A 12,847-nucleotide genomic window follows, 5' to 3' on the forward strand; every position below is an offset into this window, starting at 1 on the left:
ATATATTTTAATTATTGTGAAAATAGCTCGTATTATCAGAATATACAGATTAATTTTATTATATTGATATTATAAAGTTCTAAATTAATACTAAAAAAATTTTATTCCACTTTCCATTATTTTCATCCTATTTAATACATTTTTTCCAAAAAACAAGTATAACGGTAGGGAATTAAACCCATTTTTTTACTATGTTTTAGTCTTTGTTCCTAGTTTATAATTGAACTAGATTCTCTTAAATGTATAAAATGCTGTATATAATTCTATTCTATTTCATATCTGGAATGGGTGCTTTCTTGCTAGCATTATGATCATAATCAGAAATACTGTTCTTTCTCTACACAACAAAAAACCGCCAAACGGCGGTTTAGTGGCCTCCTAAGTAGGCCATTTTTATTTCTTCACTAGAAGTGAGTTCATCGGCGTTGCCAGAAAGGACAATCCGTCCTGTTTCAACGACGTAGGCCCGATCTGCAATGGATAGAGCAAGGTTGGCGTTTTGCTCAACTAAAAGAATCGTTGTGCCAGCCTCGCTGATCTCTTGGATGATGTTGAAGATTTGTTTCACCAGCAACGGAGCAAGTCCCATGGAAGGTTCATCGAGCAGTAATAAACGTGGTTTCGCCATTAAAGCTCGCCCCATTGCAAGCATCTGCTGTTCACCACCTGATAGGGTGCCAGCCTGTTGTTTGATCCTTTCTAGTAACCTCGGAAATAGTTCATAGACTTTCTCCATATCTTTTTTGATGCCTTCTTTGTCTTTTCGTAAATAGGCTCCAAGCTCCAAGTTTTCGGCAACCGTCATGTTAGCAAAGACACGACGGCCTTCGGGGACATGGGAGATGCCCATTTTCACGATTGATTGGGCAGCTTTTCCTCCAATCGAACCCTCTTCGAAAAGAACCTTTCCTTGTTTCGGTTTTAACAACCCCGAAATCGTTTTGAGCAATGTGCTTTTCCCGGCTCCATTTGCTCCGATTAAGGTGACTATTTCCCCTTCGTTAATTTCCATCGTAACTCCCTTTAACGCTTGGATGTTCCCATAATAGACATTGATGTCCTCGATTTTCAGCATTATGAAACCTCCTCGCCAAGATACGCTTCGATAACCTTTGGATCGTTGCGGATTTCTTCAGGCTTTCCGTGGGCGATAAGCTGACCATGATCGAGTACGTAAATACGTTCGCATACACCCATGACAAGTGACATATCATGTTCGATGAGCAATACCGTAAGATTGAATTCCTTTCGGATAAACGCAATTAGGTTCATCAATTCTTTCGTTTCATGCGGGTTCATCCCAGCTGCTGGTTCGTCAAGTAAAAGAAGTTTCGGATTTGCTGCAAGAGCCCGAGCAATTTCCAGTCGTCTCTGCTGTCCATATGGCAGATTCTTCGCTTTTTCATCCTTATATTGGTCCAGGTTGAAAATCTTCAAGAACTCAATCGCCTTATCATCCATTTCCTTTTCACCGGAAAAGTGTCCCGGCAATCTGAATACAGAGCTTGCAATCATATGCTTGGCGAGTGAGTGGTAAGCAACCTTGACGTTATCGATCACGGATAACTCACTAAAGAGGCGGATATTTTGAAAGGTCCTGGAAATTCCTTTTCTCGTAATTTTATAAGGCGGTTGTTTTTTTAAGTTTTCCCCATTTAAAGCAATCGTTCCTTCTGTAGGAACATACACACCCGTCAACAAATTAAAGAAGGTCGTTTTCCCGGCACCATTCGGACCAATCAGGCCAACAAGTTCCCCCGGAAGTAATTCCACGTTAACATCTGAAACAGCTTTCAGTCCACCGAAGCGGATTCCCACTGAATCTACTTTAAGCAACGGTATTGTGGCTTCCATCCTTAGGTCCCCCTTTAGTTTTTTTACCAGTGAACAATGTCGTAATTTCTCTTGTCCCCATTAAACCTTGCGGGCGGAATATCATCATCAAAATCAGTACAAGGCTGTAAATAATCATCCTTGTTTCCGGGTAATCCTGAAGGAATGTGGTCACGATTGTTAATAAAATCGCGGCCAAAACAGAACCTGATAGACTTCCAAGACCACCGAGAACCACGAAGATCAGAATATCGAATGATTTTAGGAAACCGAAATTCGACGGCTGGATAATATAGAAGTTATGAGCGTAAAGCGAGCCAGCAACTCCGGCAAAAAAGGCTCCAATGACGAAAGCTGCCACTTTATAATAAGTCGTATTGATTCCCATCGCGTCAGCGGCCGTTTCATCTTCTCTTACGGAAATACATGCACGCCCATGGGTTGAATTCGTGAAATTCCGAATCACAATAATGGTAATCATTACACAGGCAAATACCCATGGCCACGTTGTCAAATGGGACACCTGCATCCCGCTTGCTCCGCCTACATAATCAATATTCAAGAGGACTATCCGGACAATTTCCCCAAATCCAAGTGTAGCAATCGCCAAGTAATCCCCCTTCAGACGTAAGCTCGGAATTCCTATTACCATACCTGCTACAGCGGCTAAAATCCCCCCTGCCAATAAGGCAATAATGAATGGTAGTTCTAGCTTCATTGTCATCACAGCGGAAGCATAGGCCCCTACTGCTAAAAACCCAGCATGACCAATAGAGAACTGTCCGGTGATTCCGATGATTAAATGAAGACTCGTTGCCAGCATAATATTGATGCCGATAAACATGAGCGTATTGATATAAAATGGATTGAGCATGCCGTTTGAAATGGTAAACTGCATGACCGAGAAAAAAATAAGTGCCAACACAATCGAGAGCCAAAAACCCTTTGAATTCTTTAAAGTAGTCATCGCTATGTCTCCCCTATACTTTTTCTCTTTTATTTTTACCGAATAAGCCCTGTGGCAAGAAAATTAATATCAAGATGAGTACGATAAAAGCCACACCGTCACGCCATAAAGAGTAACCGGCGGCACTGACCAACGCCTCAATAACTCCAAGCAGTAGACCGCCGGCCATTGCTCCAGGAATAATGCCAATGCCGCCTAAAACTGCTGCAACAAAGGCTTTAAGGCCAGGAAGGACACCCATTAACGGCTCAATCTTAATATAGTAGATTCCAAAAATAACACCTGCCGCCCCTGCAAGAGCCGAACCTATTGCGAAGGTAGCAGAAATTGTATTATTGACATTGATGCCCATAAGCGTAGCCGCTTCGGAATCAAATGAAACGGCACGCATGGCTTTGCCGATTTTTGTTTTATGTACAACAAATTGTAGGATAATCATTAAAATAATAGATACGGATAAAATTAATATAGATTGGCTGCTGATGGAAACTCCTAATATATCGAGTTTATCCATCGGAAGGACGTCGTTTGGATAGGCTTCTGGCTGAGCGCCACGGATGTAGATCAGACCATTTTCTATTAGAAGGGAAACACCGATGGCCGTAATTAAGGCCGCAATCCGTGTTGCATTTCGAAGGGGTTTATAAGCAATACGTTCAATTAAGACACCAAATATGGCGCATACAATCATTGAAATCAATAAAGCAGGGATGAACGATAAGTCCAATACCGTAATTGAGTAAAAACCAACAAATGAACCAACCATAAATACGTCACCATGAGCAAAGTTTATCAGCTTGACGATCCCGTATACCATCGTATAGCCAAGGGCAATCAATGCATAAATACTGCCGAGTGAAATGCCATTTACCAATTGCTGAATCAGTTCCATATTGCACTCTCCCCGAAAAGGTGTTTTTTTAGTGAAGATAGAATAGGGGGACTTGCCCCCTATCCGCTTAACTATTATGGATTGATTTTTGTTTTAAATGTTTGTTTACCATCTACATATTCTAAAATAGTAGCTGATTTGATTGGATCATGATTTTCATCGAGGTTAAGAGTCCCTGATACTAATTGAAGATCTTTGACATCTTCCAATGCTTGTCTGATTTTTTCGGGAGAAGCATCTCCAGATCTTTTGATAGCGTCAGCCAGATAGTACCCAGTGTCATAGCCAAGGGCAGCAAAAGCATCTGGTGTTTTATTGTATTTCTTTTTGTAAGCAGCAACGAAATCTTGGATTTTTGCATCTTCATCTTCTGGAGAATAGTGATTAGTGATAAAGGTATTTTTCAATGCCTCTGCCCCAGCAATTTCAACGACTTTCGGAGAATCCCAGCCATCTCCACCCATGAATGGAACGTCGATGCCGTCTTCACGAGCTTGCTTTAAGATAAGTCCAACTTCTTCATAATAACCAGGAAGGAAAACGAATTCCGGTTTTGCAGATTTGATACGTGTTAATGTTGCGCGGAAATCAGTATCTTTCGTTACATAGGCTTCTTCCCTTACAATTTTACCGCCGTTTGCAGTAAATGCTTCTTTAAATGCAGCGGCTAATCCTTTTGAATAATCACTTGCGCTATCTACATAGATTGCTGCAGTCTTCGCCCCAATATCATCAGATGCGAAATTAGCTGCAACCGTCCCTTGGAAAGGATCGATAAAGCAAGTTCTGAACACATAATCGTTTAATTTTCCAGCTTTATTTGTTATGTCGGGATTTGTTGCAGTTGGTGTGAGAAGAGGAACTTTATTATCTTGTGCGACTTGAACCTGTGCCAAAGTGTTCGTGCTTGTAGCTGATCCAACTACAGCGACAACTTTGTCCTGACTGACTAATTTAATTGAACCGCTTGTAGCTTCTGCTGCATCAGATTTATTATCAACTTTAATGATTTCTAGCTTTTTTCCGTCAATGCCTTCTTTATTAATTTCTTCGATGGCCAGTTTCAAACCATTCGCAGCCGACTGACCGAATGATGCAGTACCACCTGACAATTCAAGGTTGGCACCAATTTTAATGGTGTCACCCGAGGTGGATGAGCCCCCACTTGAACTGCTAGTTTTCGAGTCGCTATTACAACCTGCCAGCGCCCCAGCTACTAGTGAAAGTGATAGAAACACTCCTGCTAGCTTTTTCTTCTTCTTCATTTGAAACCCCCTAATTTAGTATATTATTCTCATTGACAGAATATTTAAATAAAAATAATATTCTGAAAACAGTGTATCTCATTCTATCGACTCCGTCTATATGTCATAGAAAAAAATGTTAATAAAAAATATTTTCGTGATAATATGAACAAAAAAAACTGACTCCGTTTAGAGTCAGTTAAATGTCTATCAGTCATTAACACGGCGAACTTCAATGTCTTTTACAATATCATTGATTACCCAACTGGCCGCAATTAAGCCAGCTACAGATGGTACGAAAGCATTGGAAGATGGCGGCATTTGAGCTTTACGGATTTTTGCATTGTCATTGCCGACTTCTTTTCGAACATCCTCACGAATGACAATCGGGCTTTCATCGGAAAAGACGACAGGAATTCCCTTTGTGATGCCCTCTTTTCGTAATCTTGTACGAATGACCTTGGCAAGCGGATCTGTATGCGTTTTAGAAATATCAGCAATTTGGAAACGGGTTGGGTCCATTTTATTGGCAGCTCCCATGCTTGAAATCACCTTAATATTTCGTTTCAGGCATTCCTTCATCACATGCATTTTATAAATGACCGTATCTGATGCATCAATGACATAGTCAAGATTATAACTGAAGAACTCTTCAAACGTTTCTTCTGTATAGAACATTTTTAGCGCGATTACTTCGCAGTCCGGATTAATATCTTGAATGCGGGTCTTCATCAATTCCGCTTTCGGCTGACCTACAGTTGAGAGAAGAGCATGAATCTGTCTGTTCACATTAGTGATGTCGACATCATCTTTATCAACAAGGATAATTCGACCTACTCCTGTACGTGCCAATGCCTCAGCTGAAAAGGAACCGACGCCACCTACACCTAGAACAGCAACGGTCGTGTTCTTCAGTATATCTATGCCTTCCTTACCAATCGCTAATTCATTTCGAGAAAACTGATGCAGCATATATATTCAACTCCAATAAATTCTGTTCTTATTTAGATTCCCAATTAACAATATATCATAAACATCATTTATGACAAGCGAAATATGAGCAGAGTTATCGGAATTAGTATACTAGTTCATTGTAGACAATTTTTGAAGAACTGTTGCTAGAAGAAGTGTTCGTTCTGTCAGGCTAGGAATTTCTAAATACTCGTCTTCACTATGTGCATTCCCGCCAATTGGACCTAATCCGTCTACGGTTGCAATTCCTAATTCAGATGTAAAAGAAGCATCTGAACCTCCGCCCGTAGCCGTATCGGTAATATTGATGCCGATTTCCTGCCCCGCCTGATTGATAGCCTCTAATAGAATGGTCGTTTGTTCGTTCTTTTCCATAGGTGGCCGGTCCATTTTGCCGCTAAGCGTCGTTTTCGTTCCAGCAATATAAGTGTGAGCACAGATTTTTTTCATTTGTTTTAGGATCATAACTTCCTGTTTTTTTTCTGAGATACGCACATCCACAAAGGCAGCGGCGTGGGAGGCAATGGTATTGACAGCTGAACCGCCTTCAATTATCCCGACATTTACACTAATCCCCTGCTTAAGATCATTTAACCTGTGCAGTGCGATAATCTTATGAGCCAATTCTTCAATTGCACTTCGTCCTTTTTCCGGTTCAATCCCTGAGTGGGCAGACACTCCTACTATGTCCACTTTAAATTGCCCGCAGCCTCTTCTCGCCGTAACAAGTGAACCATCCGACCTCGCCGGCTCTAGAATTAACGCAAATTTCTTATTTGCCGCATTCTCAGAAATGAGTGAAGCAGAAGAAGGAGACCCTATCTCTTCATCACTATTGAGAATGATTTGAATATGTTTATACCCGGTCTTCCCTGCCTGTTTCATACAAAGAATCGCATAAAAAAGTTCGACTAAGCTTGCCTTCATATCAGCAACACCAGGTCCGTATGCGCGATCTCCTATCACTTTAAAAGGACGTTTTTGTACCGTCCCTTCTGGAAAAACTGTATCCATATGTGCGACAACAAGAATATGTGGTTGAAGCGCATCACGATGCTGAATAACTAATTGATTGCCATAATTCTTTTGTTCCACAATATTCACAATAAAATCAAGACTCTCAAATTTCGTTTTTAAAATCGTACCAATTTTATCAATTCCCTGTTTTGTATAAGAACCACTATCAATATTCACAAGCTGCTCCACTAATTGAAGCATTTCTCTCCTCTTAGCATCCAATAAGTCTTTCAAAGCCCTCACTACTTTCTTTTTCCTTGCTCTAATTATTTCAACCTTACTACATACTTTACGAATGTATATTGTGGAGTGTTCCTTAAATGGGGGTTTTTGATGCTAACTCGTGAGTTTCAGCCATTTACTCGTGAGTTTAGGGCGTTTACTCGTGAGTTTCAGCTTTTTACTCGTGAGTTTCAGCTTTTACTCGTGAGTTTCAGCTTTTTACTCGTGAGTTTCAGCTTTTACTCGTGAGTTTCAGCTTTTTACTCGTGAAATAAGCAATCAAGGGTATATTCTCGATTTTTATATTGCCCTGTATAAGGCAATTCCATAGTAGAGAGTATTCTTTGCATGATATCTATTGATTCAATCTGTAAAAATAACCGCGCTTGTTTATTTGTAATCTTGGGCCTTATGAGGAGGGCATAATCACGAAGAGTTTGAATGTGGGCATCTTTAGAAGAGTAAGAACAATGCGCGCAGATCCATTTTCCCCAGTGACGTTGCATTTGGAGAATTGAACATTCTGGGCAGTGAACACTTTTGAGCAGATCCGTTTCAGAGATTTGATACCACTTGAGTATATCTGGATTATGTGGAGTATTTTTTTGAAGGAATGTGTTTGATAGTTTATTGCGTTGCCTTTGGGTTAATTGCGCAGATGGATACTTTTTTTCAAGAGTTTGAATTTTTGAGATGAGTGTTTCTTTTCCGGTGATTTGCTTGAAGATGGAGGCATGACCAGGAGTAGTCTTAATGATGGTGTTCGAGTTTGCATTTGCAATGAGCGTTTCAATCGGAAGCAGCGGGAATTTATGAAGGTTAAGCCAATTGATTAAGCGTGATTTTTGCACATCAACCTGGATAATCGGATCAAGATAGGCTTGTTCCTGTCCATCTTTTGTCCGAATCAATTGAGGATAGGTGCGGTCAAAATAGAGCAAACCGGCAAAGTTTTTCACCTCGATGATAATGCAGCAATTTGTAGATACGATAAGAAAGTCCATTTGGAAAAAGCTGCTCTCATCGCGGCTCAGTCTGAGGTCATGAAATACTTGATATTTTTTTGAAAGATCCTTTAACTCTTTTCCAATACTTGATTCTCCATAAAAACCAGTACGGATTTTCCGGTAATCATTCGTTATTTTTTTCTGTTTAGGATGGTTTGGTGAGAGCCTTCTGCTTAATGCCTCCAGTTTAAGCATTTTCATTGGCTTTTCACATGGTTTTTTCATTAATTCATCACTCCTTCTTCTATATTTTCTGTGATCATGCTTTTGATTCCTGCCTGGGTATCTGAAAAATAGTGGTTACTCGTGAGTTCGGGCATTTTACTCGTGAGTTTCAGCTTTTACTCGTGAGTTCGGGCTTTTTACTCGTGAGTTTCAGTTTTTACTCGTGAGTTTCAGCTTTTACTCGTGAGTTTCACCGCTTTACTCGTGAGTTTCAGCTTTTACTCGTGAGTTTCACCGCTTTACTCGTGAGTTTCAGCTTTTACTCGTGAGTTTGGGCTTTTACTCGTGAGTTTCACCGCTTTACTCGTGAGTTTCAGCTTTTACTCGTGAGTTTCAGCTTTTTACTTGTGACTTTCAGCTTTTACTCGTGAGTTTCAGCTTTTACTCTGAGTTTCAGCCTTTTACTCGTGAATACAGATTTTTCAGCACAAAAAAACCCATGTTTACTCAACATGAGTTGCTTTGTAAGTTATAAGAGTCCCAATTGTGCCGTTTACGCCTTTGTTTTGAACCCGCTCTCCGCAGGTGGGTGCTCGGTTCCTCGCGTTTGTAAGTCCTCTACGAGGGAGGCATGTACGCGGCCAGGAAACTAGTGCTCCCGGTAACTATAAGTGTTCGGTCAAAACTTATAGGTTAAAGAACGAACACATCAGGACTCTTACTTGTTGAAAATATCATATCATATTGCTTTACTCCGTTTCAAGAGAAAGCATCTAGGTAAATTTTCATATTTTTTCCCAATAAAATTATTTCTTTAATGCAGCAAGTCTTAAGCTAAGTTCTGCTAATTGCTTATCACTTACAGTACTTGGAGCGTCAACTAGCAAGTCGCTTGCGCTTGCTGTTTTCGGGAACGCGATGGTGTCGCGAAGGTTTGTACGACCCGCAAGCAACATTACCATACGGTCCAATCCAAGTGCGATTCCGCCGTGTGGAGGTGTTCCATATTCGAAAGCATCCATTAAGAAGCCGAATTGTGCGTTTGCTTCTTCTTCTGTGAATCCAAGCACTTTGAACATTTTTTCTTGAACATCGCGTTCAAAAATACGCAGTGATCCACCGCCAAGTTCGTAGCCGTTCAAGACAAGGTCATACGCTTGTGCACGGACGCTGGCTGGGTCTGATTCCAGTTTTTCCAGGTCTTCACGGAATGGCATTGTGAATGGATGGTGAGCTGCATAATAGCGTCCTTCTTCTTCATCGTATTCAAGTAATGGCCAGTCCGTTACCCATAGGAAGTTGAATTTGCTTTGGTCGATCAAGTCTCTTTCTTTACCTAGCTTAATACGAAGCGCGCCAAGTGCATCCGCAACAATGCTTTTCTTATCTGCAACGAATAAGATCAGGTCGCCTACTTCTGCTTCCAATACTGCAACTAATTGCTGTTGGTCTTCAGCGAAGAATTTTGCAATTGGTCCTTTTACGCCATCTTCTTCTACTTTTAACCAAGCAAGGCCTTTTGCACCGTAAATAGCTGCAAATTCAGCCAATGCATCAATGTCTTTACGGGAATAATCTGCATTTCCTCCTTTAACTACGATCGCTTTAACTTGTCCACCATTTGCAACAGCACCTGTGAACACTTTAAAATCACTGTCTTTCACGATTTCTGAAACATCTTTAAGTTCCATTTCGAAACGTGTATCAGGTTTGTCGGAACCATAACGGCTCATCGCTTCGTTATATGTCATTCTTGGGAATGGCAGTGTTACGTCCAGCCCTTTTACATCTTTCATAACTTTAGCCATCATGTTTTCAGCCGTTTTAATGATATCTTCCTGGCTCATGAAGCTAGTTTCAATATCGATTTGTGTGAATTCAGGCTGTCTGTCAGCACGTAAATCTTCATCACGGAAACAGCGGGCAATTTGATAATAACGTTCGAAACCGGATACCATCAATAGTTGCTTAAAGATTTGCGGTGACTGTGGCAGTGCATAAAACTCACCTTCGTGTACACGGCTAGGCACTAAATAATCACGTGCGCCTTCTGGTGTACTTTTCGTTAAAATAGGTGTTTCGATATCAAGGAAGCCTTCGCCGTCCAAGTAATCACGAATCGCCTTAGTTGTTTGGTTACGCATTTTCAACGTTTCAAACATTGCCGGACGACGTAAGTCCAAATAGCGGTATTTTAAGCGAATATCTTCAGAAACATCTGTTCTTTCATCAATGATGAAAGGAGGTGTTTTTGCTTCATTTAAAATTGTTACGCTTTCTGCTTGAACTTCAATTGTGCCTGTTGATACATTCGGGTTGAAGTTGGCTTCATCACGTTTGATGACTGTACCTTGGATATCAAGAACGTATTCATTACGAATTTTTTCAGCTGTCGCCAATGCTTCTGCCGAGATGTCCGGATTGAAAACAACTTGTACAACTCCGCTTCTGTCACGAAGGTCGATAAAGATTACTCCGCCCAAATCACGACGTTTTTGTACCCATCCTTTTAATGTAACTTTTTCACCAATAGCTGCTTCTGTAACTTCTCCATTGAAGTATGTTCTGCCAAACATGGTATTTCCCCCTTAAGCCTGTAGCTTTTTAAATTGTTCAACGAATGTAGCAAGATCCATATGGACTTGTTCACCGGTTGCCATGAACTTTAGATTAATTGTATTATTTTTCAATTCATCATCTCCAAGTGTCGCCACGTATCTTGCTTCAAGGCGATCGGCTGATTTAAATTGAGCTTTTACTTTACGGTCTTGGTAGTCTTTTTCGACTGTGAAACCGGCATTACGCAATTGGTAGGCAAGTTTGACATTATAATCCTTAGCGGACTCACCTAGTGAAACAAGGTAGCAGTCAATGCCCTTTTTGATCGGAAGTTCGATGTTTTCTGCTTGAAGTGCTGCAATCAGACGTTCAATGCTCAGAGCAAAGCCAATCCCAGGTGTTTCCGGTCCACCAAGCTCTTCAGCAAGCCCGTTATAACGGCCGCCTCCACAAAGTGTCGTAATCGCACCAAAACCTTCCGCATCACTCATGATTTCAAAGGCCGTATGATTATAGTAATCCAGGCCGCGCACAAGCGTCGGATCTTCAACGAATTCAATTTCCAAATCTGTTAAGTGTTGTTTCACTTTTTCGAAATAGGTACGCGATTCATCATTTAAATATTCAATGATGGAAGGTGCCGTTTTCATCAATTCGTGATCGTGATCTTTTTTACAATCCAGAATACGCAATGGATTTTTTTCAAGACGGTTTTGACAATCGCTACAAAACTCGCCGATACGGGGTTCGAAATGCTTGATTAACGCATTGCGATGCGCTGTCCGGCTTTCATTATCACCAAGGCTATTTATCACGAGCTTCAGTTTTGTCAACCCAAGCTCTTTATAAAGATTCATTGCCAGCGATAGAACCTCTGCATCAATTCCTGGATCTTTACTTCCTAATGCCTCGATGCCAAATTGAACGAACTGACGGAAGCGACCTGCTTGCGGACGTTCGTAACGGAACATTGGCCCGATATAATAAAGTTTGACCGGTTGATTTGCCCAACCAAACATTTTGTTCTCAATGTATGATCTAACAACAGATGCAGTGCCTTCAGGACGAAGGGTCAAATTCCGTTCACCGCGGTCCTGAAATGAGTACATCTCTTTTTGCACGATATCGGTTGTGTCTCCCACACCACGTAAGAACAGCTCTGTGTGCTCAAAAATCGGTGTACGGATTTCTTTATATTGATAACGGTGACAAATCTCACGCGCTGTCTTTTCGATATACTGCCAAATTTCCGTTTGACCAGGCAATAAATCCTGCGTACCTCTAGGAATCTGAATAGACATATTTGTTTCCTCCTTTAAAGCAATGCGTCATTTCTTATACGACGCTGCACTGAATTTTTTCCAAACAAAAAACTCCCGCCCCTTGTAACATAGTCGTTACAAGGGACGAGAGTTGGATATCCCGTGGTGCCACCCTAGTTGAAACACAATTAAATAAGTGCCTCCGCTCAAAAACAGTTAACGCCTGCTTTACGTCCATCTCCTACTAAAAAAATTCGTTCAGAGTGAAGCCTACGGAGGGTTCTTTCATTAAGTCATCATGTGGAATGCTTTCAGCCTCGGCATTTCCTCTCTTTTCATGTGTTTCTTAATTACTCTTCTCCATCATTGGTTATTGCAGTAATAGGTCTGATACTTTATAATCATACGGACGTTAACATCAAATGTCAAGATAGGCTAAGGAATTTTGTCGTATTTTATTGGTTCAAATGTTTTTTCATATTCTTGATTGTTCGGACATTGACTCCGAATTCGGATGCTAATTCAATTAGATTTGCGCTTTGTTCCTTTTGAATAAAATCGTGAAAATCGACTCCTAGTACTTGATTGCCCCCACTTAAACTCGTTTGGTCTTTTTCGCTGAATTTCATATGGCTTCCCTCCATTAGTTAATAAGACTTATTCTTTCCTAAAAAAAATGTTTTTTGCACAATTAAGGAGGGAAATTT

General features: G+C 40.8%; 11 protein-coding genes, 1 other RNA gene and 1 other annotated feature. All 12 genes read right to left on the reverse strand.

Annotation, left to right across the window (positions count from 1 at the left end; all coding sequences use genetic code 11):
• Nucleotides 1-367: 367 nt before the first annotated feature.
• Nucleotides 368-1,075: an ABC transporter ATP-binding protein gene (locus tag RE409_RS19805; RefSeq protein WP_053347112.1), complete on the reverse strand. Its 708-nt coding sequence runs from the start codon at nt 1,073-1,075 to the stop codon at nt 368-370.
• On the reverse strand, nt 1,075-1,854 hold the full coding sequence (locus tag RE409_RS19810; RefSeq protein WP_309557956.1) for an ABC transporter ATP-binding protein: 780 nt from the start codon (nt 1,852-1,854) through the stop codon (nt 1,075-1,077). The genes RE409_RS19805 and RE409_RS19810 overlap by 1 nt, the downstream gene beginning before the upstream one ends.
• A complete protein-coding gene (locus tag RE409_RS19815) occupies nt 1,829-2,800 on the reverse strand; it encodes a branched-chain amino acid ABC transporter permease (protein ID WP_053347114.1) in 972 nt (323 codons plus the stop codon). Before RE409_RS19815 ends, RE409_RS19810 begins: the two co-directional genes overlap by 26 nt.
• 13 nt (nt 2,801-2,813) lie before the next feature.
• Nucleotides 2,814-3,692 carry a branched-chain amino acid ABC transporter permease gene (locus tag RE409_RS19820; RefSeq protein ID WP_309557957.1) on the reverse strand — a complete coding sequence of 293 codons (879 nt, stop codon included), beginning with the start codon at nt 3,690-3,692 and terminating at the stop codon, nt 2,814-2,816.
• A 74-nt stretch (nt 3,693-3,766) separates the two neighbouring features.
• A complete protein-coding gene (locus RE409_RS19825; RefSeq protein WP_309557958.1) occupies nt 3,767-4,957 on the reverse strand; it encodes an ABC transporter substrate-binding protein in 1,191 nt (396 codons plus the stop codon).
• A gap of 189 nt (nt 4,958-5,146) precedes the next feature.
• Nucleotides 5,147-5,908, reverse strand: coding sequence for a tRNA threonylcarbamoyladenosine dehydratase (locus tag RE409_RS19830; protein ID WP_053347117.1), 762 nt, complete (start codon nt 5,906-5,908; stop codon nt 5,147-5,149).
• Between the two features lie 111 nt (nt 5,909-6,019).
• Nucleotides 6,020-7,126 (reverse strand): M20 family metallopeptidase, encoded by a 1,107-nt coding sequence (locus tag RE409_RS19835; protein ID WP_201250615.1) that lies wholly within the window; start codon nt 7,124-7,126, stop codon nt 6,020-6,022.
• 281 nt (nt 7,127-7,407) lie between these two features.
• Nucleotides 7,408-8,379: a nuclease-related domain-containing protein gene (locus tag RE409_RS19840; protein WP_309557959.1), complete on the reverse strand. Its 972-nt coding sequence runs from the start codon at nt 8,377-8,379 to the stop codon at nt 7,408-7,410.
• 473 nt (nt 8,380-8,852) lie between these two features.
• A non-coding RNA gene (ssrS, locus tag RE409_RS19845) (6S RNA) lies at nt 8,853-9,038 on the reverse strand.
• An 87-nt stretch (nt 9,039-9,125) separates the two neighbouring features.
• Nucleotides 9,126-10,895: an aspartate--tRNA ligase gene (aspS, locus tag RE409_RS19850; protein ID WP_309557960.1), complete on the reverse strand. Its 1,770-nt coding sequence runs from the start codon at nt 10,893-10,895 to the stop codon at nt 9,126-9,128.
• Between the two features lie 12 nt (nt 10,896-10,907).
• Nucleotides 10,908-12,179, reverse strand: a complete 1,272-nt coding sequence (gene hisS, locus RE409_RS19855) for a histidine--tRNA ligase (RefSeq protein WP_053347120.1) — start codon at nt 12,177-12,179, stop codon at nt 10,908-10,910.
• Between the two features lie 98 nt (nt 12,180-12,277).
• Nucleotides 12,278-12,516 (reverse strand) — a binding site (T-box leader).
• A 79-nt stretch (nt 12,517-12,595) separates the two neighbouring features.
• The gene (locus tag RE409_RS19860; protein WP_053347121.1) at nt 12,596-12,769 is read right to left on the reverse strand and encodes a hypothetical protein; all 174 of its coding nucleotides are present in this window, start codon (nt 12,767-12,769) and stop codon (nt 12,596-12,598) included.
• Nucleotides 12,770-12,847: the final 78 nt, after the last annotated feature.

Source organism: Peribacillus sp. R9-11 (assembly GCF_031345095.1).
In the GTDB taxonomy this organism is placed as follows: Bacteria; Bacillota; Bacilli; order Bacillales; family DSM-1321; genus Peribacillus; species Peribacillus butanolivorans.